The organism is Leptolyngbya sp. 7M, from assembly GCF_018128485.1.
Window position 1 is genome coordinate 2,011,864 of record NZ_CP070897.1, and the last position, 23,615, is coordinate 2,035,478.

At 48.4% G+C, this 23,615-nt stretch carries 24 protein-coding genes and 1 pseudogene; 11 read left to right on the top strand and 14 right to left on the bottom strand.

Going from position 1 to position 23,615, the window contains the following annotated elements; genetic code table 11:
- Window positions 1-24 precede the first annotated feature (24 nt).
- Together thiS and JVX88_RS09535 are read right to left on the bottom strand one after the other, a co-directional pair.
- On the bottom strand, window positions 25-228 hold the full coding sequence (gene thiS / locus JVX88_RS09530) for a sulfur carrier protein ThiS (protein ID WP_211627095.1): 204 nt from the start codon (window positions 226-228) through the stop codon (window positions 25-27).
- Between the two features lie 61 nt (window positions 229-289).
- Window positions 290-1,147, bottom strand: a complete 858-nt coding sequence (locus tag JVX88_RS09535) for a hypothetical protein (protein ID WP_211627096.1) — start codon at window positions 1,145-1,147, stop codon at window positions 290-292.
- A 298-nt stretch (window positions 1,148-1,445) separates the two neighbouring features.
- Between JVX88_RS09535 and JVX88_RS09540 the strand changes: the two genes are divergently transcribed.
- The 6 genes from JVX88_RS09540 to JVX88_RS09565 all read left to right on the top strand — a co-directional run bounded on the left by JVX88_RS09540 (window position 1,446) and on the right by JVX88_RS09565 (window position 5,701).
- Window positions 1,446-1,943 carry an NADH-quinone oxidoreductase subunit A gene (locus JVX88_RS09540; RefSeq protein ID WP_211627097.1) on the top strand — a complete coding sequence of 166 codons (498 nt, stop codon included), beginning with the start codon at window positions 1,446-1,448 and terminating at the stop codon, window positions 1,941-1,943.
- Window positions 1,944-1,974: 31 nt separating this feature from the next.
- A complete protein-coding gene (locus JVX88_RS09545) occupies window positions 1,975-2,622 on the top strand; it encodes an NADH-quinone oxidoreductase subunit B (RefSeq protein WP_211627098.1) in 648 nt (215 codons plus the stop codon).
- Window positions 2,623-2,644: 22 nt separating this feature from the next.
- Window positions 2,645-3,124: an NADH-quinone oxidoreductase subunit C gene (locus tag JVX88_RS09550; RefSeq protein ID WP_211627099.1), complete on the top strand. Its 480-nt coding sequence runs from the start codon at window positions 2,645-2,647 to the stop codon at window positions 3,122-3,124.
- Window positions 3,125-3,127: 3 nt separating this feature from the next.
- Entirely contained in the window at window positions 3,128-4,348 is a 1,221-nt protein-coding gene (nuoD, locus tag JVX88_RS09555; RefSeq protein WP_211627100.1) for an NADH dehydrogenase (quinone) subunit D, read from the top strand.
- An 87-nt stretch (window positions 4,349-4,435) separates the two neighbouring features.
- A complete protein-coding gene (gene nuoE, locus JVX88_RS09560) occupies window positions 4,436-4,966 on the top strand; it encodes an NADH-quinone oxidoreductase subunit NuoE (RefSeq protein WP_211627101.1) in 531 nt (176 codons plus the stop codon).
- A gap of 123 nt (window positions 4,967-5,089) precedes the next feature.
- Window positions 5,090-5,701 (top strand): hypothetical protein, encoded by a 612-nt coding sequence (locus tag JVX88_RS09565; RefSeq protein ID WP_410503778.1) that lies wholly within the window; start codon window positions 5,090-5,092, stop codon window positions 5,699-5,701.
- Here the strand turns inward: JVX88_RS09565 and JVX88_RS43965 are convergent.
- The 4 genes and pseudogenes from JVX88_RS43965 to JVX88_RS09580 all read right to left on the bottom strand — a co-directional run.
- Window positions 5,644-6,030 (bottom strand): annotated as a pseudogene (locus tag JVX88_RS43965) (pyruvate kinase); the annotation flags it as partial. The gene JVX88_RS09565 and the pseudogene JVX88_RS43965 sit on opposite strands and share 58 nt — an antisense overlap.
- A gap of 63 nt (window positions 6,031-6,093) precedes the next feature.
- Window positions 6,094-8,040, bottom strand: coding sequence for a glycoside hydrolase family 15 protein (locus JVX88_RS09570; protein WP_211627103.1), 1,947 nt, complete (start codon window positions 8,038-8,040; stop codon window positions 6,094-6,096).
- A 3-nt stretch (window positions 8,041-8,043) separates the two neighbouring features.
- Complete coding sequence (locus JVX88_RS09575) at window positions 8,044-8,508, bottom strand: NUDIX hydrolase (RefSeq protein ID WP_211627104.1); 465 nt, start codon at window positions 8,506-8,508, stop codon at window positions 8,044-8,046.
- Between the two features lie 47 nt (window positions 8,509-8,555).
- Window positions 8,556-9,128 (bottom strand): TlpA family protein disulfide reductase, encoded by a 573-nt coding sequence (locus JVX88_RS09580; RefSeq protein ID WP_211627105.1) that lies wholly within the window; start codon window positions 9,126-9,128, stop codon window positions 8,556-8,558.
- A 95-nt stretch (window positions 9,129-9,223) separates the two neighbouring features.
- Between JVX88_RS09580 and JVX88_RS09585 the strand changes: the two genes are divergently transcribed.
- Together JVX88_RS09585 and JVX88_RS09590 are read left to right on the top strand one after the other, a co-directional pair.
- Window positions 9,224-9,829, top strand: a complete 606-nt coding sequence (locus JVX88_RS09585) for a (2Fe-2S)-binding protein (protein ID WP_211627106.1) — start codon at window positions 9,224-9,226, stop codon at window positions 9,827-9,829.
- A 120-nt stretch (window positions 9,830-9,949) separates the two neighbouring features.
- Complete coding sequence (locus JVX88_RS09590) at window positions 9,950-11,368, top strand: hemolysin family protein (protein ID WP_211627107.1); 1,419 nt, start codon at window positions 9,950-9,952, stop codon at window positions 11,366-11,368.
- A 118-nt stretch (window positions 11,369-11,486) separates the two neighbouring features.
- On the opposite strand, the gene lhgO is transcribed toward JVX88_RS09590, so the two are convergent.
- Together lhgO and rfbF are read right to left on the bottom strand one after the other, a co-directional pair.
- Window positions 11,487-12,701, bottom strand: coding sequence for an L-2-hydroxyglutarate oxidase (lhgO, locus tag JVX88_RS09595; protein WP_211627108.1), 1,215 nt, complete (start codon window positions 12,699-12,701; stop codon window positions 11,487-11,489).
- A 63-nt stretch (window positions 12,702-12,764) separates the two neighbouring features.
- Window positions 12,765-13,538, bottom strand: coding sequence for a glucose-1-phosphate cytidylyltransferase (rfbF, locus tag JVX88_RS09600; protein ID WP_211627109.1), 774 nt, complete (start codon window positions 13,536-13,538; stop codon window positions 12,765-12,767).
- 869 nt (window positions 13,539-14,407) lie between these two features.
- Here rfbF and JVX88_RS09605 point away from each other — a divergent pair.
- On the top strand, window positions 14,408-15,199 hold the full coding sequence (locus tag JVX88_RS09605) for an FkbM family methyltransferase (protein ID WP_211627110.1): 792 nt from the start codon (window positions 14,408-14,410) through the stop codon (window positions 15,197-15,199).
- A gap of 29 nt (window positions 15,200-15,228) precedes the next feature.
- On the opposite strand, the gene JVX88_RS09610 is transcribed toward JVX88_RS09605, so the two are convergent.
- Window positions 15,229-15,429 carry a hypothetical protein gene (locus JVX88_RS09610; protein ID WP_211627111.1) on the bottom strand — a complete coding sequence of 67 codons (201 nt, stop codon included), beginning with the start codon at window positions 15,427-15,429 and terminating at the stop codon, window positions 15,229-15,231.
- 165 nt (window positions 15,430-15,594) lie between these two features.
- On the opposite strand from JVX88_RS09610, the gene JVX88_RS09615 reads away from it, so the two are divergent.
- The gene (locus tag JVX88_RS09615) at window positions 15,595-16,938 is read left to right on the top strand and encodes an oligosaccharide flippase family protein (protein WP_211627112.1); all 1,344 of its coding nucleotides are present in this window, start codon (window positions 15,595-15,597) and stop codon (window positions 16,936-16,938) included.
- 255 nt (window positions 16,939-17,193) lie between these two features.
- Here JVX88_RS09615 and JVX88_RS09620 read toward each other — a convergent pair whose 3' ends face one another.
- The 5 genes from JVX88_RS09620 to JVX88_RS09640 form a co-directional block, all read right to left on the bottom strand.
- Window positions 17,194-19,821: a TonB-dependent receptor gene (locus JVX88_RS09620; RefSeq protein WP_211627113.1), complete on the bottom strand. Its 2,628-nt coding sequence runs from the start codon at window positions 19,819-19,821 to the stop codon at window positions 17,194-17,196.
- Window positions 19,822-19,895: 74 nt separating this feature from the next.
- Window positions 19,896-21,116, bottom strand: a complete 1,221-nt coding sequence (locus JVX88_RS09625; protein ID WP_211627114.1) for a hypothetical protein — start codon at window positions 21,114-21,116, stop codon at window positions 19,896-19,898.
- A gap of 142 nt (window positions 21,117-21,258) precedes the next feature.
- Window positions 21,259-22,101, bottom strand: a complete 843-nt coding sequence (locus tag JVX88_RS09630) for a hypothetical protein (protein ID WP_211627115.1) — start codon at window positions 22,099-22,101, stop codon at window positions 21,259-21,261.
- A gap of 128 nt (window positions 22,102-22,229) precedes the next feature.
- On the bottom strand, window positions 22,230-22,796 hold the full coding sequence (locus JVX88_RS09635) for a zf-HC2 domain-containing protein (RefSeq protein ID WP_211627116.1): 567 nt from the start codon (window positions 22,794-22,796) through the stop codon (window positions 22,230-22,232).
- A gap of 35 nt (window positions 22,797-22,831) precedes the next feature.
- Entirely contained in the window at window positions 22,832-23,095 is a 264-nt protein-coding gene (locus tag JVX88_RS09640) for a sigma factor-like helix-turn-helix DNA-binding protein (RefSeq protein ID WP_211627117.1), read from the bottom strand.
- Between JVX88_RS09640 and JVX88_RS09645 the strand changes: the two genes are divergently transcribed.
- A complete protein-coding gene (locus JVX88_RS09645; protein ID WP_211627118.1) occupies window positions 22,989-23,603 on the top strand; it encodes a cyclodeaminase/cyclohydrolase family protein in 615 nt (204 codons plus the stop codon). The genes JVX88_RS09640 and JVX88_RS09645 overlap by 107 nt on opposite strands.
- The last annotated feature ends 12 nt before the right edge of the window (window positions 23,604-23,615 follow it).

A 23,615-nucleotide genomic window follows, 5' to 3' on the forward strand; every position in this document is an offset into this window, starting at 1 on the left:
CCGAAAGCAGAAAAGAACGCAAAGCTAACCTCCGCCGACAAAATGAACAACCTCGATCTTGTCTGATTCGCCCACCCTAGTCTGCTCCCAGTCCCTGCGGCTGATCACCTCTTTATTCAACTCAACGGCAACGCGTTGCTTTGGCAATGAAAAAAGATCGAGCAGCCGGTCTATCGTTACCTCGGACTCGATCTCTTTTTTTTCTCCGTTCAAAACTATCGTGATCATCCTTAATAAAGGATTCTCTCTTATTCACGAAAGTTTGCAAAGCTCTACGAAAAAGCCCGTTTCAGCCATGTACGATCGGCCGTCTTAATTCGACCTCTTCGCCATCACTCATGGCTCGGACAAGAAATGCGGCCCTGCCCGATTTGAACTTAGGAAACTGCAGCGTAACGTGCGCAAGGCCATTCTTGTCTGTTGAGGAATGAAATATCAAAGGACGAAAAGCCGAACCGATTATCTTGACCATTACCTCTGCACCCGGAACGATCTTCCGTCCGCTTCCCCGGCTGACCAGCATTGTTATTGTCTTTGTTTGGCCGCCTTTAAGGTCTGGATCGCCAAGTAGGTCTATTGAAAGCCTATTGTTCGTCGGCCGATCTTTGCCAGCCAGGTCGCTGACGATCGCCACAGCCTCTTGCGGTATCAAAGATGGTTCATCAATTACACTGATCACGTCCACTAGCGGACCATGCGTAGGTTCCGGCAATGGTTCAGAATCAAGGTCAGGTTTCGGAATCGAATATTCGGCATCTCCATCTGAGATTTGTTCAGAATGGGCTTCCTCAGAATTTTGGTCGTTTGGGTTCTCTCTTGCTTGTTTTTTGTTTTTAGGCTTCTTGCCTCGATCAGAGACTATTTCTTGCGTTTCTTGCTTGCTGGAAAGTTTCTTGAGGTCCTCTATTCGTCCGGCTTGGATCGCCGCACAGATCAGCCGATGTTGTTTCTGAAGTCTTTCCGAGAGAGCTGTCTCATCAAAGCCATTGGCCAACAGGTCGTCATAGGGCGATCGCTTGCTTGCGAGTATCGTTCCTCGGTCATAAACCAACGAAAGAATGATCGGCCGCGACAGCCCTTTGTCTTCGGTCTGCACGTGGTATGTAACACCGTTAAATTCGATGTCTGTATTGAATCCTGTGATCACGGTTTGCGGTCGGTTTTTGAGAGTTGGGAGTCGAATTCCGGTTTATCCGGCCAGATGAAAAAGTAACATAATATCAGTAGTTTGGTCAATGAAAAGATACTTATAGGATGGCCAAATATGAGCACCTCTTTACAAATGAAACTGCCAGAAAGTGAAAATTACAAAACGACCCCTAGCTTGACACCCATTATTGCTTAACTTACGATTTAGTTTGTGCCGAAACTTCAATTTCCGTGTTAGGTAGAGCAATTTTACCGCCTACTCGCCCGTTCGGCGCACATCAACTTTTGAGGTCAAAATGAACGACTTTAGTTTGATGGATTATGCCCCAATTGGCATTATGTTTCTGGTTGCCGTGGGATTTGCTGTAAGCCAGATCCTTGTTACTCAGCTTATCGGTCCGCGTAAACGGACGGCAACAAAACTTATGCCCTACGAGTGTGGCAAGGATCCGGTTGGCGGCGCACGTGACAGGTTTTCGATTAAATTTTACGTAGTTGCCGTGACATTTCTTCTTTTTGACCTCGAGATCTTGTTCATGGTTCCCTTTGCCGTCGCGTTCAAACGCCTATTGGGCCTCGAACAGGTGGCAGGGATACCTTACGGTACCATCGCATTCGTGGGTATCATGGCATTTCTTGTTACGGTCGTTGTGGGATTGATCTACGACTGGAAAAAGGGTGCATTCGAATGGAGCACACAGGCACGCGCCTCAGCAAAGGCTCAGGCCATCGCTCTAAGAAAAGGCAAAAAACACGAGCACCTTGACCACGGCAACTTCCGTCAGGCCGCTTAAGTCTATACCTGCAACTTGTTATTGAATCTTTATGGGCTTGGAAAATACAGTATTCGACTCGCTTCCAGATGTTGTTACCGTAAAACTTGACGCGGTTGTGAACTGGGCCCGGAAGTCTAGTCTCTGGCCGGCAACCTTTGGTTTAGCGTGTTGTGCGATTGAAATGATGAATACTGTTTCCGCGCGTAACGACCTTTCACGCTTTGGAGCAGAAACTTTTCGAGCTTCTCCGAGGCAGGCAGACGTGATGATCGTTTCCGGTAGGGTCTCGCGAAAAATGGCTCCGGTGTTAAGAAGGATTTACGACCAAATGCCTGAGCCTAAATGGGTTATCTCAATGGGGGCATGTGCCACTTCGGGCGGCGTATTTGACAACTATGCGATCGTTCAAGGCGTGGACAAAGTAGTCCCCGTAGATATTTATGTCCCTGGATGTCCGCCACGCCCTGAAATGTTGGTTCATGCGATCACGATGCTCCAGGAAAAGATAATGAAGGAATCCGTCAAGGATCGCAGAGACACTTTCGAAGAAGAATCGCGTGATGCTCAGGTGCCCGGAACCCTTCCGGTCACCGAAGGAACAGCTCTAGAACGCGAAACAGAGATCGAGGTCGCTCAAAAGCAAACGACGCGCCCCTACACGGTCCCGTCGAGGCACGAACGCAGAAGAACCTCGTAACTTGTAGTTAGAAGTTTCAAATATGACTGAAAAGCTCCACGGCTTCGTAGAGAAGTTAAGGGAAAAGAACGCGGATTGGGTAAGAGACGTCATCGATCGTCTATCTGAGGTAACTATTATCGTACCCGGTGATTCGATGGTCGAGATCTGCGAATTTCTTCGCGACTCATGTGATTTTGATATGCTTGCCGATCTTTGCGGATGTGATCGCGGCCCGGAAGAAGACCCAAGATTTGAGGTCAATTATCATCTATTCTCGACAGTTCATTTTCAGCGTTTGAGACTTAAAGCATTGATTGCAGAAGACGATGCAAGAATACGTTCAGTAACCTCCGTCTGGAAGACCGCAGACTGGCATGAACGTGAAACCTACGACCTGTTAGGTATCCGGTTCGAAGGACATCCAGATCTAAGGCGGATCTTACTGCCATCTGATTTTGATGGCCACGCATTACGAAAGGATTATCCGCTGAGAGGCTATGAGCCTTACAGCATGAATTAGTTTATGGAAACAGCGGTTCAAGATATCCCGGCTGATATAGATGTTGTCGATGAGGCACTAGAGACGCAAATGACGCTCTCAATGGGCCCTCAGCATCCGTCAACTCACGGAGTGCTGAGGCTTGATCTGCGACTTGACGGAGAGTTGGTAGTAAAGGCCATTCCAGATATTGGATATCTGCACACCGGAATGGAAAAGCTCTTTGAATACAAGAAATACCAGCAGGGTATTGTCATCACAGACCGGATGGATTATTTGAATCCTCTCGGAAACAATCTCGCATACGTAATGGCAGCCGAGAAACTGCTCGGAATTGAAATACCAGAGCGTGCCCAGGTCATTCGTGTTCTAATGTGCGAGCTGCAGCGGATCGCATCCCATATGGTCTGGTTCGGAACGTCATGCCTTGACATGGGAGCAATGACCCCGTTTTGGTTTACTTTCAAGGAACGCGAAAAGATCCTAAATATAATCGAATCAGCCTCCGGCGGACGTATGACGCCAAGCTATTTTAGGATAGGCGGCTTGATGATGGACCTTCCCGCTGGATTCGAGAATCGAGTCCGTCAATTTCTTGACAATTTCCCCGACGCGTTAAATACATTTGACACTTTGATAACCGGCAACGTCATTTGGCAGAATCGGACGAAGGGCATTGGTATAATCTCGCGAAAAGATGCTATAGATTGGGGACTGACCGGACCCTGTTTACGAGGGTGCGGTGTCGAATTGGACCTTCGCCGACATAATCCCTACTCGGGCTACGAAACCTACGACTTTGACATCCCGACTGAACCTGATGGGGATGTGTGGTCGCGATTCCTGGTTCGCATGCGGGAGCTTCGCGAATCACATAAGATCGTACGGCAGGCTCTCGAACGGCTGAAGCCAGGCCCGATCAAGGCTGATGCCCCTAAAGTTGTGTTGCCCGACCGTGATGATATGCGAAAACATATGGATTCGCTCATACATCACTTTTTGATCGTTGCGGAGGGGTTCAATGTGCCCGAAGGTGAGGTTTATCACGCGATCGAAGCCTCAAAAGGCGAACTAGGTGTCTATATGAAATCAAACGGAGGCCCAAAACCTGAGCGAGTCCACTTCCGAGGCCCAAGCTTCGTTAATCTATCTGCTCTTCCAGTAATGAGCGAAGGTGAAATGGTCGCGGATGTCGTTGCGATAATCGGAAGTCTGGATATTGTTTTAGGAGAGATCGATCGTTAGGGGGGTCACAGAATTGAGACCGGCTATCGGACAAAGTTTGAATTCAAGCATCTTTAGGTATCTGGTCCCGATTTCCCATTGTTAGAAATGGCAGCAGCAACACCGACAAGCTATACAGACAAGATCGTGGTCACTGACGACGTGGCGGAATTCTCCTCAGAAGTGATCGACGAGATGAGGTCACACCTCGCTAAATATCCACCGGAACGCAGCCGATCGGCACTAATACCATTATTGTTCGTCATTCAGCGAGAGCGTGGTTGGATAGATAACCCGGGTGTAAATTTTTTGGCAAAGTTCCTGGATCTTGAAATCACGGATGTTTGGGAAACGGCGACATTTTACTCGATGTTTAACCTGCGTCCAGTCGGTCGACACCACATTCAGATCTGCAAGACACTCTCTTGCAAGATAATGGGTGAACCGAAGATAACCGATCATATCTGCTCGAAGCTCGGCATCAAGCCCGGTGAAACCACTGCGGACGGCAAGTTCACTGTGTCGCTGGTAGAATGCCTCGGAAGCTGTGGCACTGCCCCAATGATGCAGATCGGATTTGATTTTCACGAGGATTTGACTATCGAGAAGGTTGATCAGATCTTGGCGGATTGTAAATAAATGGAGATCAAAGCAATAGGCTGCGAACCGCTTTCGCTTAAGCGTGTCCATATCGCAAATGGCCACACGCTGCAGGTGTATAAAGACACTGGCGGTTACAAGTCAATGGAGAAAGCCTTTGGGATGACGCAGGATGCGATCATTCAGGAAGTAAAGGACTCGGCACTTAGGGGAAGAGGCGGCGCAGGCTTTCCCACCGGGATGAAGTGGTCGTTCGTTCCGCGTGATTCGCACAAGCCTAAATATATAGTCTGCAATGCCGATGAATCAGAGCCCGGGTCTTTCAAGGACAGGTATCTTCTGCAGTATGACCCGCATGCTCTCATCGAGGGAATGGTCATTGCGGGTTTTGCTCTCGGCGCCTCTGCCGGCTACATCTATTACCGGGGTGAATACAATTATCTTATTCACATAATGGATAACGCTTTGAGGGAAGCACGAGAGGCCAACCTGCTCGGAGAGAACATTCTCGGTTCAGGTTTCTCGATGGAAATTCACACTCATACCGGGGCCGGCGCTTACATTTGCGGTGAAGAGACTGCTCTTTTGAGTTCGCTCGAAGGCTATCGCGGCCATCCAAGGATGAAGCCTCCATTTCCGGCTGTTGAAGGTCTGTACGCCCCGACGAGAACCCGGCAATTGACGTCCGAACCGTTAACGCTTTCTACTTCCAAAGAAAGAGCACCATCATCAAGCAGGATGCGCGTTCCGGAACTGACCACCTGCGGAAGCTGAACGAAGTTGGTCGAAATGCGTGTGCCATTGCAATCTTTTTGTTCAGCTGAAATTATCACCTTCTCTCCGGCGATGAGTTCGATCGGTATCCCGTCCTTTAGTGCACCGGTTCGGATTTTTGGTCCGGAGAGATCAGCGAGAACAGAGATCGGGATTCCAAGTCGCTTAGACGCAGATCGGGCTCTTTCTAGTACCTGGGCGTGTTCTTCATGCGTGCCATGCGACATATTGATGCGAACGGCATTCATTCCGGCTTTTAGAAGCTGTTCGATCGTTAGTTCGCTGCTCGAAGCTGGGCCGAGCGTGGCTATTATTTTTGCTTTCCTCATTGGTAAAGTGACATTCTATCGCAGCGCGAACGCGAAGGGTATTTTTCGGCCCCCGATCTTAACTTACATTTCACGTGTAAGCTCGGCCCAACGGTCCTGAAAGGCCAACACGGTCGAAATGAAAGTTGAGTGTGACCAGGTCAAGGGCGAAACGGATACGTGTTCTCCTGTTTCAGGGTCCAATTGTTCAGCCAACACGCCTGATGTTAGAGCTTGGTCTGCTACCCATTCGATAAGAGAAAGGGCCATCTTCAGGTCGTCAGCGCTTTTTGCTCGGGCGATATAAAACTCGGCAAGCCAAAGAGTGCAGATGAACCAAGCATTCCCCGTAAAATTTCCGTTGCCCTTTTGATAACCGTCATTCTCAAACCGCGCGATACCGCCGCCGACCGAGAGTTTCGACCTGACGGCATCCATCGTATTGATGACCATGGGATCATCAGCCGAAAAACACCCAAAATAAAATAGCCCAAAAAGTGAAGCATCCACAGTCGGATCGGGGAAGGATTCTCCATTGTCCGAAGATTGAAGCGAACGGATGAACCTGCCTAGCTGCTCATCATAGAGATGTCCCTTCATTGCAGTGACCATCGAATCGGCAGCCTTTGAATATCTTTCTGCCCGTTCGTATTCGGCGAAAAGAACTGCAAAATTTGCTGCACCGCGCAGTCCGGCAACGACGGTCGCACATGTAAAGGTGTGAACGCCGTGCCTGTCTTCCCAGAGATTCCAGCTAGGAAGCGGGAGTCCTGTTTCTTCGTCGCGATAGGACAGCAGAAAATCGGCGCAGGGAAGGGTCATTGACGTGTACAGACGATGTGCGAATTCGATATCGCGAAACTTATCGTAGTGTTCCCAGAGTGCCCAAAGGACAAGAGCCGTCTCATCTTCCTGGATAGGAAGAAGCTTTAGTTTATGCCGTGTGTCCCAAGCGGGATGCCATCCGGATGCGACGGTGCCGTCCGGATTATATTTCTGCAGAAAGTAGCCTTCTTTATGAACGATGTCGCCACAAAAGCGGAAGAACTTCCGGGTAATGTGGGAATAACCTGCCGAATCCAGAGCGTGCGCAACAAAGGCGCCATCGCGTGTCCAAAGGTAACTGTAATGATCGGTTGCCCGTTCGGTTACATCGTGATCATTGGCCGCAAGGATCGCCCCGCCTTTATCGATCTGGGTATGGACGATCAAAAGCGAGCGTTTATAAAGATCAACTATTTTCTCCGGCAGTACACCAAAATCTACCTCGTTCTTATTTACCCACGCATGCCAATAATTGGCTGTGTAATCCAAAAATCTCTCGGGTTTTCGGTCTTTGATCATCCGATTCAGCCGAGAGACGCCTTCTATGTCTGTTGCCGCCGCGATCCAATAGTAAAAAGTAGTATCGGTTTCGGCATCGAGCGAAACGTGAACGGCAATGGTTGAATCGACCGACCCTTCGGACGTTGCACCGCCCTGCAGATCGCCATCCTCAGCATCGCGCCACGTTCCCTCTTTTCCTTGAAACGCCTTTCGGCCCGTAGCGAAAGAATCGAAATGAGGTTCAGTATTTATAAGGAAATATCTGTGCTTTTTGTAGTGTATGATCGAATGGGTGCTTGGGTCGTACATCGCCGTATCACCAACGCTGTTCTCATAGATCCTTAGATCATGATGAAAGAACAGCCGTATCGTACGAGGCTCACTATTTTCATTAGTAACTTTTATCCGTCGCAGATAAATATTTTCATGGCTTGCTACGGTATCGTTGCAGTTGATGCGGATACCAAGTTCCGAATTCCTTAGCTCAACATTTGTTACGAGGGTTTCCGGCAGATATTTGAGATCTCGCTCCCAAACCGGATCAGCGATCCAAGAGAATGCTCCATCTACCCAGATGCCGAATCTGCAAGGGAATCCGGATGTGTGATTCTCCTGTCCGACGTGAGGAAAATAGATATCCCGGATCTGGTATTTCCGATCGAAATTGACAAGCAGCGATCCATTTCCGACGCGTATGTCGCGCATAGGTTATAGATTCTCGAACATTGCGATACCTTTTCTTGCAATATTGCGTTCTGCCTCAAAGGCAAGCATCTCTTCAGCGACGGACGGCGAAACCCAACGTGCTTCGGCTACTTCGTGGTCATGATCAGCGACATCGCCTGAGACGTATTTCATCAGGAAAAAGTGCACATATTTGTGGATCCGGGTCCATACACCGTTCCGATCAGCAGAAAACCAATATTCGATCTGCTCGATCGGAGCGATAAGCCTGCATTCGATGCCCGCTTCTTCGCGAACTTCGCGGAGGGACGCCACCTCCGGTGTTTCTCCCGGATCAATTATGCCTTTCGGAAGCTGCCACCGCATTTCCGGAAGCATTTGGATGATAGCGACCTCGTATCCGTCCTTGCCATCGCGAACAGCCACGCCGCCGGCGGACCTTTGGATCGCGACCGGGGCAAATTCTGACCTTTCTTTTTCTGCGCTCATTTTGGTGTCCCGTGCTGAAATGATGTTCGCGGCTACTTTACTAATTGTTATTTTCCGTCGGCAATGGTCTCCGCTAGTGCAGCATCCAGCTGTTGTTGGATCTCGTCGTTGAACCCAACGAATTTCTTGACCAGCGTTCCGTTGCGATCCAGGATAGCGGTCTGCGGGATGGCCGTGTCGGTGCCAAAGATATAGGCAGAAAGTGCATCTTCCGGTGTGCCGAGCGGATAGTCTATCGAGAGCCGCTCGACAAACTCCGGAACCTTTGCACGATCTTCTTCTCCGCCAACGTGAAGGCCGATCACCTCAAGCTGATCTCCATATTGGGCCTTTAATGAACGTAAATGTGGTATGGCTCGAATGCATGGTTCGCAATAAGTTGCCCAGAAATCAAGGATAACGACCCTTCCTTTCAGATCTTTTACCTTCGTTACCCTATCATTGAATCCGGTCCAGCCCATCTCCGTAACCGGTTTCCAAGGGCGTGATTGAGCATCTTTCATCTGTCGGCCATTCACGGCAACCGGTTTTTCGCCGATCGCAACCGGCGTTGCTGCCGATCGGCAGCCGACGATCGATATAAATGCCATACCAATGGCTAAACTAGCAAGGTACCTCATTGTTGCTATTTTACATTGAATACCGGTGATGTCCGAAGACCGAGTATGTTTAGACGGGCACAGAGATGAACGAGCCGTGCTTTACTTAATCCAGCGTGGGGCCTATTTTTATTGAAATGCCCGTCTATCCCGAAAAGATCGCACAGATGCTTTCCACACTTCAGCATTGCGGTGCTCCAAAGGATATTGCCGATATAGGTCGCGCGGTCGATCTAAAGTGTGGCTGCGTTGTCGAATTTCACACAACCATACACGACACGGCGATCAGTTCGATTCGCTTCAGATCAAACGGTTGCGGATTCATGGTAGCTGCGGCTGAGATATTGGCCAAGAACTTTTCCGGTTCCGAATTGAAGGAGTTAGGCGGAGGCGAGATCGAAATACAACAATTACTTTTTGAATTGGAAATAGGCGAAGAATTTGGAGAACGTGTCATATGCGTGGAGACTGCGATAGATGCATTTCGTGCCGCCCTGGCTTCTCATCGTGAAAGAGTGTCGGCTGAATTCGTTGGAGAGAGCCCTCTTGTATGTACCTGTTTCGGAGTTACGGAGGAACAGATCGACGAAATGATCAGCAGTAATAATGTACGAACTTTAGAGGAAATAACGACATACTGCAGGGCCGGATCAGGCTGCGGCTCTTGCCGAATGCTTATCCAGGATCAACTGGAAGGACAAGTATTAAGAGCGCTTGAATGACTTACGTCAGGTTTTTCGAGTATGGTATAATCTGTGGTTAATAAAGATCGGCCTGTAGAGGTGGCCGATAAGAGGAGATGAGTTTACCGGCAGCGATCCGGCACAAAATATCGCCAGTCCATGGACGACCCCGCTAGTTTATCTTTCACCTTATTGTTTGCCGATAGTTCGGCATTGATCGAATCCCCTGACCCGATCTGGAGTATTTTGGGCTTGACGATAGTTGTTTCGCTGGTTCTGGCGAACGGGTTTTTCGTAGCAAGTGAATTTGCCCTTGTTGCAGTTCGGCGTTCGCGAATTGAAACGCAGGCTGCCGAAGGGAGCAAGTCCGCCGAGCGTCTGCTCGGGATGCTCGACAATTTGAATGCTTATATCTCTGCAACTCAGCTTGGCATAACACTTTCTTCACTCGGACTTGGATGGATCGGAGAGCCATTTGTTGCCAGCCTGCTTGACCCTCTTTTTATGTGGGCCGCGTCGGCCTCGGGAATCGCTTTGATATCGTCTCCCGCGGTCGTGCACACTATATCATTTATCGTAGCTTTCTCATTCATAACATTCTTGCACATTGTGTTTGGGGAGCTTGCACCTAAAACAGCGGCGCTCGAGATATCAGAAAAGGTTTCTTATTTCATCGCAGTACCTCTTCAAATCTTTTACAAGGTTTTCTATTATCCGATCCGGCTTCTGGATTGGGCCGGCACGCGCACCGCCAGAGCGTTTGGATTAGAGCCCTCGGGCGAGCACGGAGCAAGTTATACCGAAGAGGAGATCCGACGCCTGATAAACGCCTCCAAGGAAAAGGGCTTGCTTAATGAGGACGAGCAGAGGCTAATAAACCAAGTATTCGAATTTTCAGAAACCACCGTCAAGGAGGCAATGATCCCGCGGACCGAGATAGTTGCGGTACCCGAAACCAGCTCTCTTGAAGATATTGTGAAAACATTTCGCCAGCATGGTTATTCTCGATTACCAGTTTATCGGAATTCACTAGATGATATGGTGGGTTTTATCCACAGCAAAGATATTCTTGCCTATATTCTTCGACCGAAGGCTTTCAGGCTCGAACGCGTGCTCCAAAAGCCGATGTATGTTGTGGATACCGCGCGGCTTGAGGACGTTCTGAAACAGATGCAGCGTGAGAAATTCCATTTCGGCTTTGTCGTGGACGAACACGGCGGTGTCGAGGGAATTATCACGCTCGAGGATCTGCTGGAAGAGATCGTCGGTGAGATATCCGATGAGCACGACGAGGAGGTAAATGAACAGATCCACGAGCAGCCCGATGGTAGTGTATTGATCGACGGCAATACCGCTGTTCGCGATATAAACAAGCGATTGGGCCTTCATCTGCCTGTGTCAGAGGGCTACACGACTCTGGCAGGATTTTTAATGTCAGAATCTGGGCAGTTGCTTGCCGAGGGGGATACCGTTCCCTTCAATGGCCACAAGTTCACCATCGAACAGACTGCCAAAAGACGTGTATTAAAGGTTCGATTGACAGAGAATTCTGCCGAAAAGGTGATCGCGGTGGCTTGAAGCGAAACACAAAATTCGATCACAAAATATATTCGCTCTAGCAAAAGGGGGGCGAATAAGCAGCCTAGATATCCTTCTGTGCCAGTGACAAGTACTTTCATGAATCTTCCTATTGCGTCTATACGTTAAGTGTGGATTGCAAATGCTGTTGGGCAGGAATCTGTTCGACAATGGCTTTACCAATTTCAATCGAGGATGTTGCCGCCGGAGAAGGGGCATTACAAACATGAACAGAATTCTGTCCTTTAATGATCAAAAAGTCATCAACCAATTTGCCATCGTTCATCAAGGCTTGTGCCCGCACGCCCGCATGGGTGGGAACCAAGTCTTCCGATTTGACCTCTGGAATTAGGCGCTGCAAACTACGCACAAAAGCAGCCTTACTGAAGGAGCGAATGATTTCTTTCATCCCTTCATCGGCGTGTTTAGCAGCTAGCTTCCAAAAAGCTGGATAGGTCATGACCTCGGCAAAGTCGCGTAAATCGAAGTCGGTTTTTTTGTAGCCTTCTCGCTTCAGGCTCAAAACCGCGTTGGGGCCAGCATGAACACTGCCATCAATCATACGGGTAAAATGCACGCCCAAGAACGGGAATGCTGGATTAGGAACAGGATAAATCAACCCTTTCACCAAGTACCGCTTTTCCGGCACAAGCTCGTAGTATTCACCGCGAAACGGCACAATTTTAGCTTGAGGATCTACCTTACCAAGCTTGGCGACTCGGTCACTGTGTAAACCAGCGCAGTTGATTACAAACCGTGTCTCAAATGTTCCTTGGTTAGTCTCAAGAACTTGACCTTCTTCGGTTCTAATAATTTTCTCAACCTTAGTATTGAGGCGTAGATCACCACCTTGTTTCTGGATTAACTCTGCATACTTTTGGCAAACGCGCTTATAGTCAGCAATGCCTGTTGAGAATACGCGCACGCCCGCTAAGCAATTGACATACGGCTCGTATTCCTTTACTTCTTCAGCAGTGATCCGAGCTACTTTGATACCGTTTTGCAATCCTCTTTGGTAAAGATTCTCAAGCAACGGCAGTTCTCGTTCTTCTGTGGCAACAATGACTTTGCCACACACCTCATAGGGAATTTCATGCTGCTGGCAAAACTCCACCATTGATTGGCAACCATCACGGCAAAATTTTGCTTTGAAGCTGCCAGGCTTATAGTAAACGCCAGAGTGGATGACTCCACTATTGTTGCCGGTTTGGTGAAAAGCCCAGCGGCTCTCCTTCTCAAGCACTAGAATTTTGGCATCCGGATAACGATTACCCAGAGCCATGCCCGTAGAAAGACCAACGATGCCACCACCGATGATCGCAAAATCGTACATAGAGTTTGCCACCTTCAATTGAGAGACATAAACAACTTAGCCGACAATCGAAAATTTAGGACGTTACCACACCTTCCAGGGTGCCTTGCCACTCTTCCATAAATCTTCCAGGTAGTTTTTGTCCTTGAGGGTATCCATTGGTTGCCAGAAACCATCATGCCTGTAGGCAGAGAGGTGACCATCCTGAGCGAGTTTCCCGAGGGGTTCATGTTCCCACATCGTGGAATCGTCTGCAATGTAGTCGATCACTTCCGGCTCCAGCACGAAATAACCCCCGTTGATCCACGCACCATCCCCACCGGGCTTTTCATGGAATTGATGAATCTTGGTTTGTTCTTTGCCTAGAGAAATGGCTCCAAATCGTCCGGGAGGTTGTACAGCAGTCAGAGTGGCTAGTGAGCCTTCCTGCTTGTGGAACTCAACTAATTTAGTAACATCCACATTGCTGACTCCATCACCATAGGTGAAGCAGAAAGTAGAATTGCCGATATGTTCACGAACTCGCTTCAGTCGTCCTCCGGTCATCGTATTTTCCCCAGTATCTACCAAGGTTACGCGCCAAGGTTCAGCCTTACCAGCATGAATATTCATCTGGTTGAACCGCATGTCAAACGTAACATCCGACATCCGCAAGAAGTAGTTGGCAAAATACTCCTTGATCACGTATCCCTTGTACCCACAGCAAATAATGAAGTCATTGATGCCGTGGGCTGCATAGATCTTCATGATGTGCCAGAGAATGGGCTGTCCACCGACCTCGACCATTGGTTTAGGCTTGATAGACGTTTCTTCACTCAAGCGAGTACCCAGACCACCAGCTAGTATGACTGCTTTCATGCACCTACCTCTTTAAAGATGATGAATTTAGTGTGAATGTGTGCTGTAATCCTTGGTCAATGAAGCTCAAAACATGTCATCCGTAGAATTCCCTGAGCATTTACTGCAGCAACAGGTCTTTATTATTCGACTGGAATATTTTAAATGCGTGCGAAACTTAAACCCTAGAAAAGCTCAGTACACCTTGCTCTCATTCCGTTTCTGACAAATCAGTAGCAGCCAACAATGCTCCCTTGAATTGGAATAAGCCAGCATACAACCATATGACCTCTCCTTGTTTTCCCAGACAAACTGTTCCGAGCTTCATGACTCTTCTATAGAGACTAACAAGAAGCGCGTTAGCAAGCTGTAAAGGCGGGGTGAACAAAGTATTTTTCTCTATGAAAACTGCGTGAAAGCTTCCCCAAGCCCTAAACATTCCATTGTGGCTATCATTAGAATAATAGACGAATAGCTATAATTTCTTGGCTGGGCATAAACCGGCTACTAGATTGTATCGACGCGACACTATCCGTAGCAACGACAAGTGGTATGCTAAAGGTTTTCGCTAAATTGCGTAGAGAAATTGCTCTTTAGATTTGAATAAAGTGCAGTTGCATAAAGTTCAGTTGTATTACTGATATTCTCCAGAAATTTAGGCCAGGTTGAGCTATTTCCCCCCGCATCCTACCTGGTAACTGAGGTGCAAAACCGCAAAGTTACCTGATATATCATCCTGCCTGATGTATTGATAAACAGGAAGAACTGTTACTGCCGATTGTTCATTTCCGTACTATTGGAGTGAACTCTAGGCAAAGTAACAACTTTGCCTCGTGGCAATGCATTAGTTTGTCCAACCTCTAGCGAGTCATAAATATTGAGGAAATACGATGAAGCAAGTCCTTCAACAAGTAGTCAAGTCTTTTGGGTACGAAATTAAAAAAGTGACAGACCAGCCTGAAAAACCTGAACTGCACGATTATCCCTGTATTGATTTGCTTGATTTGCTAATGCAGGACTACATGCAACACCAACCAGATGTCTTCTGTATTCAGATTGGTGCCCATGACGGGATTTCAGCCGATCCAGTTGGTAGACTGATTCGTAAATATCACTGGCGCGGTATTTTGATCGAACCACAACCCATTTCGTTCAAGCAGTTGGTTGAAAACTACAAGGGTGAAGATCAGCTCATATTCGAGCAGTTGGTGATCGGTGCGCAGGATGGAACAGCAACTTTTTATACTGTTCGTGAAGATATTCCAGGGTTACCGTTTTGGCTGCCCCAGTCGGGCGGATTAGACAAAGGCCATCTTCAAGCCTCACTCTACTTCTGGAAGCATGTTAGAAAAGTTGAAAATCTTCCCGATGATCTAGATAGCATGATTGAGGAGATTCCAATTCCTCAAATGACCATCAGCACCCTACTGTCCAAGCACAATATTGATAAGCTTGATTTGTTTGCATTGGCTACACCTGGATACGACTTTGAAATCATCAAGATGTTTCCTTTTGAGCGTATCAAACCCCCTGTTATCTGTTTTGAATACAACTGCCTGCGGGATCGGGAAGCTTGTTTGAAATATCTAGCTGACCTTGGTTACAGCGTAGGTCGATTTGGTTCACGTGCAGTGGCGGCTCTTGATGCACCGATCTGGCGCTGGTCGCTTGGTGAGTACTAATTTTGTAACTATTGACCCATATAGCAATCCTAGAGCTGTTTTGCAATGATCCTGTAGAACATCCAGGTAGTGGATGTATTGCCGATACCACCTTGGCTGTATCTCAGCAGATTGTCACTGGAGAGCCTCACAGCTTCAGCAGGATTGCTATATCTTTGTGGGGGTGCCAGCGGCGAGATATGGCTTTGATTTTCCGTTGGCAGATGATTCAAAAATTCTGAGGCTGACATGGTTGCCGTTTGCTTCTTGATTTAGGAAATATTGATTTAGAAATTAGAGCTTGCAAAGATCTTTAGAGATCCTCTTACAGAATTTATCCCACCCTTATATCGCGTTCATCTAGAAGGCTCTTCAATAGAGATGCAGTACATCACTGGTAGAGTTTAGGACTTTATATGTCTAGTCAGGCAGACAGCTACATCAGGGAAAGCAAAGAGCAAAAGCCAACGCTTAAACAAAGAGCGATTCGAGGTTCCATTTGGACTTTCTTAGGATATGGATCGAGCCAAATCTTGAGGCTGGGCGGCAATTTAGTCCTAACTCGGCTGCTATTTCCTGAAGCCTTTGGGTTGATGGCTCTAGTTCAGACTTTTTTGACTGGGCTACAAATGTTTTCAGACCTCGGTATATTTCCCAGTATTGTTCACAGCAAACGTGGCGAGGATCCAGCGTTTCTGAATACGGCTTGGACGCTTCAGGTAATTCGAGGCATAGTATTGTGGATTGGCACCTGCATCATTGCAGCACCAATTGCTCGATTCTATGATGAACCCATGCTGATGCAGTTATTACCCGTTGCTGGCCTATCAGCGCTAATTGATGGCACTGCTTCTACTAAACTAGCAACAGCAAACCGTCAACTTGCATTGAAGCAATTGACAACATTGGAAATTAGCATCTACGCGATCAGTCTGAGCGTAATGATCGTGGGAGCTTGGCTCTACCGATCTGTATGGGTTCTGTTGCTCGGTGGTTTAATTGGCAGTCTTCTCAAATCTATTGCCAGCCATGTTCTACTGAAAGGTGAGAGAAACTCCTTCTGTTGGGATAAAGAAGCGTTTCATGAACTGCAACAATTTGGACAATGGATTTTTCTCAGCACGATTATTGCCTTTTTTGCACTGCAAGGTGATCGCTTAGTTCTAGGATGGTTACTTGACGTTCGGTTCCTTGGTATTTATACCGTTGCATTAGGCCTGTCTAGTGCAGTTGAGAGTATTGTTACCCAGATGAATAGTAAGGTGTTGTTTCCTTCATATGCTGAGTTAATTCGAGAACGACCGGCAGCGTTATATCGAGTCCTACGAAAAGCTCGTTTGATCCTGATGGCCTTGAGTTCAAGCTTTGCTATTTTCTTGGTCCTTTTTGGTAAGCCCTTGATCGACTTACTCTATGACGAGCGTTACCTAGAGGCCGGCTGGATTCTTCGAGTTCTCGCTATTGGGTTTCTAGGACGTGTTCTTAGCGTTACCTACGAGGACATTCTGCTCGCCAAGGGGCAAACCTTCAAAACAATGCTCCTAACCAGTATTGGCGCTTTATTTCAATTAAATTCGATGCTGCTGGGTTATTCATTGGCAGGTCCTCAGGGGGTAATTATTGGAATTGCAGTAACTGAATGGCTGACCTATATTGCCTACGCGCTCTACTTCAATCGCCTATCTTTATGGCAACCAGAACTAGATTTTCCAGTAGTAGCCTTAGCAGGGTGTCTAACACTAATTGTTTACTACACCTAAGCCAGTGGCAGTGGCAGCAGTAACCAACATCGCTTTAGCAAGATCTCGGCAAGAATGGCACTTATCTAGCCTGAACCGCATACTGAACAAGTTGTACTAAGCGCTGACGCAATGTTTCTAAGCCCAAGCGGTCTGTAGCTGAAATGAAGGCAGCCTGAGGAAACTCGTCTTGCGCAAATTGCAAAGTTTCTCCGCCAACTTGATCAACCTTATTGAACACTAGCAGAATTGGACCAGGCGCAAGCGGCATTTGCTCTAGAAGCCTGCAGCGGGTTCAGCAGTCTTTCCGAATCCAAAATTCTTGCTCAGACGCATATTGACGCTGAAGAATTTCGGTCCGTTTCCATAGTTTCGCGGAATGATCGCATTCGGATCTTTTCCGCCGATATCGCAGAACGAATTGGTGAGCCCAAGCTGAGCACATCGTGCGGCAAGCTCTCCGAAAGTAGGCCGTTCGGTAAACAGCGAGTCAGCATTGCTGTCAAAACCTCGTATGATGTTGAACGGCCGTCCAGAATTCATATTTATGAACGGATTCAGCGATATCTGCCACGGCAAGTTTATATTACCGCCAATGAAGAAATTATGGCGAATATCAAAGCTCGACCTTCCGTATTCGTCGCTCAAGTCATAGCTGTATGCCGGAAAACTACCCGCTCCATCCGCATCACTATTGGCAAAACCAAGTCTGTAATTTCCGAACAGTGACACTCGTGGATTAAAATTCGTCCGGAAATTGATGATCATCTGATTCTGATTCGAAATACCACTCGATTCATACTGGTAAATGTTACCTGCATCTGGTATCGGGCGAATAGCATTCAGACAATCGACTGGTGACGCACAAACAGGAGCATTAACGTTCCTCGTCCGAAGTACGTGATTGGTCCGCGCCCCGATGTAAAATACGGAAAGGTTCGTCCTCATTGGAAGTTGACGCTCCATTCCCAATGCGATCTGCATCGTGTAAGGCGAACGCATATCCGGTGAAATGGTCCTAATAGTGTTCGACTGCGGCAATGCTGCAAGGATCTGGTCTGCTGTCGGAACGTTTGTCACACCGTTTAGGGTAAACACAGCCTGTTGAAGCAGGGCGACCGCTGCCGCACGACGATCCGGATCCGGATCCAAACTGTTTACGATAAGATTTGTCTGCTCAAGGCCATTGAAGCGAAGAGCCTGAAGCGTCAGATTCTCGCTAAAACGGTCATAGAATATCCCAAAACCTCCACGGAAGACCGTCTTCGGTGCACGTGCACCACCGGCTCCGGGGGACCACGCAAACGAAAGCCTCGGAGCAAAGTTGAAATTGTCGCTAATATTGGTCTGATTCTCGTAACGCAAACCAAAGCTCAAGGTCAAACCCGGATTTACGCGCCAATCATCAGTAATAAAGAGTCCGACATCGGTCCTAGTCACTTTTTGCTGCGGATTACCAACGGTTATAGAAAACTGAGACGGATAGCTATTACCCAAGATCGTCTGCCGATAGTTCTCGAGATTGATGAACGTGAAGTTACCGCTAAAATTATTCTCTGAGCGGTCCGTAATATTATTATAACGAAGTCTGCCACCAAACTTGATCGAGTGATTCGAAGCTTTTCCTAATGTCGTCGTTGTGAAATTTTGGATCTCTATCGAACGCTGTTTATTGAAACTCTGTCCTATCTGCGATCCGCCGCCGGAAAATGCCTCTGCAACGCTTACTGTCGGGATAGAATTATCACCCAACTGTTCGCGGTCACTCCAGCTGTATTCAAAACGCGTCTCATTGACCGTCTTCGGATTGATGATCATCGTTTCCGTTAAACGGAATTCGTGGTTCGTTGTTTCGGTCGTGAATGCTCTGGAAAGCAACGAGATTCCACCAACTCCCTGATTCTCAGATGTGAACCTTGAAAAGTTGTAGCGGGCAACTAGGGTATTGTTCTGGTCGATCGCGTAATCGAACCGAGGTCCAATAGAAAATCTCTTACTTGGAACTTTAATGTCTTGAGTTACCGGAACCGTATTTAGGTTTGCATCAAGTATTCGGGCATTCAAAACCGTGTTGTTGTCCTGATCACGGTTGTTGATGTCCATAAAGAAGGACGACTTGCCTTTTTGAACGGGCCCCGAAATATTGCCACCGAAAAATCGGGTCTGGCTTGGAGCACGCGTCGCAACAAACGGATTTCGCGAATTCAAGCGAGCATCGTTGAAATTAAAGAATGCGTTCCCACGGAAACGATCTGATCCAGGACGGGTAAGGATCTCAATACGTCCGAAGCCCAGCCTGTCGTATTCAGCTGAGAATGGATTCTGGTTTATGCGGATCTCACGTATCGCTTCACGAGGCGGAAGTCGTCCGCCTGTAAACCCATCAATGTAGATCTGGCCTCCGTTCGGACCGGCTGAAGGTCCTGCGAGTGCTTGCAACGCAGCTTCGAGCTCGTCGGGATCATCCGGTAATGCGTCTATGTCTGAGCCACGAAGCACAGTGGCACCGAGATTATTTTCGGGGTCTGTCGATACAGAATTATCCGTCTCGACATCTACCTGTTCGGTAACAGCCTCAACCGTTAGCAAGACGAAAAGTTCGGTGCGCTGACCCGCGGTTATCTGGACCTCGGTGTTCTCATAAAGTGCAAAATTTGTAGCAAATACTTTAACGGTATAATTCCCGGGAGCCAATCCTGTTGCAGAAAATTCCCCGCGTTGATTGCTTGTTGCAGTTCTCTGCTGTCCGGTCGGGGAAACAATGGTAATGGTTGCCCCAACGATCACCGCTCCAAGAGAATCCTGAACCTGTCCGGTGATGCTTCCCGTTTGCTGAGCGAATGTCGGAAAGCTGAGTGACAGCGAGATCAGGGAAAGAAGTATGATCCGATTAATGAATTTCATATCGATCCGCCTAATTTTTATTAATAGTCTGAAACGGTTACCGGCTAAAGACCTGCCGGCCCGTAGGTATAAATTTATGGAAAATCAAACCCGTCTAAACCGGGAATCGTAAAATTGCCAAGACCGGCACCGCCTCGTCCGCGACCTCCGGATGCAGCTTGCTGCATTTGCGCCGCTCTGACGAATGGTTCTACTCCCGCAAGAAGTTTTATAGCCGTGATGCCGCTGCCATTTCCATTACGCGAGCTAGAAACGGCTATCATATCGCCGGCCTTGAGGTCGGCAAGAGCTATTGTCGGGAATCTCTCGAACATATCGTCGATACCACCCCGCGTACCATTTGCCATGCCCGGCCGCCCAGCGCCCATGGGCCCTGGCTGACCTCCTGTCTGGCCACCTGGCTGTACGCCAGTCGGAGGACCTGCGGGCCGTCCCATACCCTGGCCGCCCTGTCCCTGTTGCGGACCACCGGCTCCCGACTGGCCGCCAAATGCCGCCATCCGCATAGCCATTTCTTCAGGAAAACGCTTCATTGCCGAGTTGCGGCCGATCTTGACGGTAACATCAGTTTCGGTTCCTAGGTCGGTAATTAATATCTCGTTGGTTTCAAGATTCACGGACTTGATGGTTCCGGCAACGGTACGAAAGGCTCCTGAGACGAGTTCTTCGGCGGCAAAGCTAAGACCATCTGAGCTTCGGTCGCCGAGAACTCTGATCATATCGCCTGCTTGGATATCCTCGATCTTGCTGGCCAAGGCGTCGCTATATTGGACAGAATCAGGCCGATACCTGAGGAACTTCGCTCCCGGTTTTGGTGTAACGGTTACAGACTGCGAGCCCACAAGCCCACGCACTTCGACGGTAAGCTGTCCGGTATCTTTGTTGACCGAAGCGACTCGACCAGACATGCCACGAGCTGCCCATCTCTGGGCTTCGGCTTGTTTAGCCTGAGCGATGTCTGCTTTCGTCATCAGATAAACCGCCCGGGCGGGAAGTGTCTTCTTATCTTCAGAAAGAACGCCCGTTACAACTAGCTTGTCACCTTCGCCTATCTCGGATTTCGAAGAATCAACCGCAGCTCGAAGCGATGGGTTCTCGGGTGGCACCCGCTTGAACTCTGTCTTCTCGGTCAATTTAACCTCGACCAAGCCCTCGTTGGTCTTGAAGCCGATGGAGGAATCTGTGATAGACACAACCTCGCCAGTAAGTGCAACAGGCTTTATTGCTTCCTGAGCTCCAACCGATACTGCAAAAATGAATAGTGCAATTAACGCAAATGATCTTGAAATCATCATTTTGATTTAACGTGTCTTAAAAATGATCTACGATTAAGTGGTGATCGCTATTCTGCAATCACATACGTAGATTATGACGTATTTGGATGCAATCTGGTTTTTATTTTATTGTAAAGATTTGTAAGACCTTGAGGCTCTTACGTTAAGCCCCATTTCGCGTTCCGGTTGGGCGTGAGGTAAACAATAGTCCGATACCGGCCGCAAAAAGGACAACGACCCCCAAAGTCCAAAGAAAGGGTATTGAAAGAAGGATCGCCCAGAGAATTACGCCAATCAATATCGCAATGCTTTCGGAGTGTCTTCCCTCTCCGAGAAAATGTCTTTGAAGATACCTCCCTGCGCTAACCTGAAGGGCGATCCGGCCAAAGCCATAACTCAACATTAGCAGAGCAAAAGACATTAAAAGAACAAGAACCGAAAGATACTCCGGCAAAAAGCTCATTATTACGACTGAGCCGACAGTTGTTAGAACAAACCCGATCAGCCCGAGGCCCAGCACCTTCAGAGGAGACAACTGAAATCGGGCCACCGCCCGCCCGACAGCTCCGGGAGCGATAGAGGCAACCAGCCACGTAACAATAAACCAAAACAAAATAGAAAGTAGCCTTTGGGCAAAGAATGCCCAGGTCAAGGCAGGTGAAAATATCTGAGAAGGGTTCTGAGCAAATTCACGCAATTCACTTTCGAAGACCCCGAAAATAACTGTTTCCTTGCCGCTTTCGCGGAGCGGGAACGCACTGTCAGGCTTATAGGTTCCACCAAGCACTATCACGTCCCCACCTATGTAACCTTCTCCCCGCTGAATGACGTTGCCGCCGATCGAGGCAACATCACCATGAACCTGACCTTCAATATAAACATCTCCGCCCCACGAAAACACCTCTTTTGCTCGGCCGCGAACTACAACTGTCTTTGCGACTGCAATGACCTGCATCTCAGGAGCATCATCGATTATAAGGGTACTGCCATCCTCTGAAGTGGACATTTGGCTGTTGCGAGCTGAGACAGCTAGAGAGCAAAGCAGCAGGATCACTGAAAGACTAAGCAAAATAACGGAGAGCTTGCTGAATAATGAAGTGGATGGGGCCTGCATAATGATCTCTTGATCCTTCCTTAAGCAGATCCTTTACGACGTCCGCAAAACAGTCTGGCGAACAAAAGCATTATCATTGAGAAGAAAACTGCCGCGGCAAACCACACCGAACCCGTGGTGAGCAGATGCGAAGAAAGAGGGCGGATAATTGCCACCATCCCGGATGCTATGAGATAAAGGGTGTGGAAAACGGCTGCAGATAGTGCCAACCCCCTATCAACGACAAAAAAACCTCCTGAGCCTGATGCAACAACGGCGATCGTTGCGAGAAAAGACAAGAGAATGGCGATCAAAATCCCCAGACTTCTTTCCCTTTCACTTCGCAACCCGTGAATGTCATTAACAGCCACAGCAGAAACCGTCCGGGCAAAATCCTTTGGCAAAAAAGTATCTTGATCTTTCTGAAAGGCGTTCTCTAATGCCAGGATGAGTTGCTTTTCTGTATTTAGGAGCAACCTACAACTCTTACATGACGAAAGGTGTTCTTCAATAAGATTCTCTTCCGACTTGGTAAGCTCGCCATCAAGATAACTTTGCAGCTCAACGCCTAAACAACTTTGGCCTTTTTTTGCTGTTGAATGCTTCATTATCGACCTATAGGATCGAATCGGAAGCGAAGGGCTCAGTTTCTAGTAATGCCGCGTTCGACAAGAAGTTTTCGCATCATCTCGCGTGCACGGAAAAGCCTGTTCTTGACCGTCCCTAACGGAAGTCCGGTAACCTCAACCATCTCTTCGTAACTGAGGTCCCGCAAATGACGCAGAGCGAGCCTTGTCGATATGACGTGCCGTGGCTTTGCGGACGAGACCGCGTCGGAATCGCCGGCTCCCGGCGGCGGCTCGATATCGGCGTATTTGGGTGCGCTCGGGGCGGCTCTGGCTGCCATGGTCGCGAATCTTTCATCGCACAAAGCAGGCTGGGACGAGCGTTGGGAAGAGTTCTCCGATTGGGCGGTCAAAGCTCAGCAGATCAAGGACGACCTGCTCGCTCTGGTCGATGAGGACACGGCTGCGTTTAACCGCGTGATGGATGCATTCGGCCTGGCGAAAGGAACCGAAGAGGAAAAAGCAGCCCGCTCCGCCGCAATTCAGGAGGCCACGAAATACGCGACCGAAGTTCCGTTCCGAACGATGCAGCGAGCTTTCGATTCGTTCGAAGTCATCAAGGCGATGGCGGAGCAGGGCAATCCGAACTCGGTCTCGGATGCAGGCGTCGGTGCGTTGTGTGCGCGGTCGGCGGTGATGGGAGCATATCTGAACGTGAAGATAAACGCGGCAGGCCTCAAAGAGCGCGCGTTTGCAAATGACATCATCGCTCGCGGAGCTGAGATCGAAAGGAGGGCGATCGAAGCAGAGAGCGAGATAATGTCGATCGTGAACGGTAAAATCGGCTAAGCCGCAGAGGTC

Excerpts from the sequence above, each read along its gene's own strand:
- JVX88_RS09580 (WP_211627105.1), bottom strand. The coding sequence starts at position 9,128 with ATGAGGTACCTTGCTAGTTTAGCCATTGGTATGGCATTTATATCGATC.
- JVX88_RS09640 (WP_211627117.1), bottom strand. The coding sequence starts at position 23,095 with ATGGCAGCCAGAGCCGCCCCGAGCGCACCCAAATACGCCGATATCGAG.
- JVX88_RS09550 (WP_211627099.1), top strand. The coding sequence starts at position 2,645 with ATGACTGAAAAGCTCCACGGCTTCGTAGAGAAGTTAAGGGAAAAGAAC.
- JVX88_RS09635 (WP_211627116.1), bottom strand. The coding sequence starts at position 22,796 with ATGAAGCATTCAACAGCAAAAAAAGGCCAAAGTTGTTTAGGCGTTGAG.
- rfbF (WP_211627109.1), bottom strand. The coding sequence starts at position 13,538 with ATGAAAGCAGTCATACTAGCTGGTGGTCTGGGTACTCGCTTGAGTGAA.
- JVX88_RS09625 (WP_211627114.1), bottom strand. The coding sequence starts at position 21,116 with ATGATGATTTCAAGATCATTTGCGTTAATTGCACTATTCATTTTTGCA.
- JVX88_RS09545 (WP_211627098.1), top strand. The coding sequence starts at position 1,975 with ATGGGCTTGGAAAATACAGTATTCGACTCGCTTCCAGATGTTGTTACC.
- JVX88_RS09540 (WP_211627097.1), top strand. The coding sequence starts at position 1,446 with ATGAACGACTTTAGTTTGATGGATTATGCCCCAATTGGCATTATGTTT.
- JVX88_RS09630 (WP_211627115.1), bottom strand. The coding sequence starts at position 22,101 with ATGTCCACTTCAGAGGATGGCAGTACCCTTATAATCGATGATGCTCCT.
- JVX88_RS09575 (WP_211627104.1), bottom strand. The coding sequence starts at position 8,508 with ATGAGCGCAGAAAAAGAAAGGTCAGAATTTGCCCCGGTCGCGATCCAA.
- JVX88_RS09590 (WP_211627107.1), top strand. The coding sequence starts at position 9,950 with ATGGACGACCCCGCTAGTTTATCTTTCACCTTATTGTTTGCCGATAGT.
- JVX88_RS09605 (WP_211627110.1), top strand. The coding sequence starts at position 14,408 with ATGAAGCAAGTCCTTCAACAAGTAGTCAAGTCTTTTGGGTACGAAATT.
- nuoE (WP_211627101.1), top strand. The coding sequence starts at position 4,436 with ATGGCAGCAGCAACACCGACAAGCTATACAGACAAGATCGTGGTCACT.
- JVX88_RS09610 (WP_211627111.1), bottom strand. The coding sequence starts at position 15,429 with ATGTCAGCCTCAGAATTTTTGAATCATCTGCCAACGGAAAATCAAAGC.
- JVX88_RS09565 (WP_410503778.1), top strand. The coding sequence starts at position 5,090 with ATGACGCAGGATGCGATCATTCAGGAAGTAAAGGACTCGGCACTTAGG.
- thiS (WP_211627095.1), bottom strand. The coding sequence starts at position 228 with ATGATCACGATAGTTTTGAACGGAGAAAAAAAAGAGATCGAGTCCGAG.
- JVX88_RS09620 (WP_211627113.1), bottom strand. The coding sequence starts at position 19,821 with ATGAAATTCATTAATCGGATCATACTTCTTTCCCTGATCTCGCTGTCA.
- lhgO (WP_211627108.1), bottom strand. The coding sequence starts at position 12,701 with ATGTACGATTTTGCGATCATCGGTGGTGGCATCGTTGGTCTTTCTACG.
- JVX88_RS09615 (WP_211627112.1), top strand. The coding sequence starts at position 15,595 with ATGTCTAGTCAGGCAGACAGCTACATCAGGGAAAGCAAAGAGCAAAAG.
- JVX88_RS09645 (WP_211627118.1), top strand. The coding sequence starts at position 22,989 with ATGACGTGCCGTGGCTTTGCGGACGAGACCGCGTCGGAATCGCCGGCT.
- nuoD (WP_211627100.1), top strand. The coding sequence starts at position 3,128 with ATGGAAACAGCGGTTCAAGATATCCCGGCTGATATAGATGTTGTCGAT.
- JVX88_RS09570 (WP_211627103.1), bottom strand. The coding sequence starts at position 8,040 with ATGCGCGACATACGCGTCGGAAATGGATCGCTGCTTGTCAATTTCGAT.